Annotated in this window: 1 protein-coding gene; it reads left to right on the top strand. The window is 56.2% G+C overall.

Annotation, left to right across the window (positions count from 1 at the left end; translation table 11 throughout):
* Window positions 1-89 precede the first annotated feature (89 nt).
* The coding region (locus EN845_RS35895; protein WP_210235538.1) for a hypothetical protein at window positions 90-315 on the top strand (226 nt) is incomplete at its 3' end.

The raw sequence follows: 315 nt of genomic DNA, 5'->3' as shown, positions 1-315 counted from the left end.
AACGCGTCGAGCCCCGCGTCAATCGGTCTTATAATAGTATCCGGGGCAGCTCCAAAGCTGTGGCATCGGCTACCCGCCGGCCGTGGCGCTTGCTGTTCGAGCGTCGGACGCCGCCTGCCATTGAACATCTGATGGGCTATTGGGTGGCGGCGACACACTCATCCAGGTGCAACTGGCTTTTTCAACTCGGGAACCAGCAGAAGCCTTCGCTGCGTCGCAACATTTGGATTATGTCGTACAGCCCGATCTTCCAGAGAAAACAAGACCTAACGTTCGAAACCTGTCACGCAACCAACCACCGAATGAAAGATCCAG

It is taken from the genome of Mesorhizobium sp. M8A.F.Ca.ET.202.01.1.1, from assembly GCF_004791595.1.
GTDB lineage: Bacteria > Pseudomonadota > Alphaproteobacteria > Rhizobiales > Rhizobiaceae > Mesorhizobium.
Note: the sequence above shows the minus strand (reverse complement) of the source record. Positions and strands in the feature narration are given on the sequence as shown.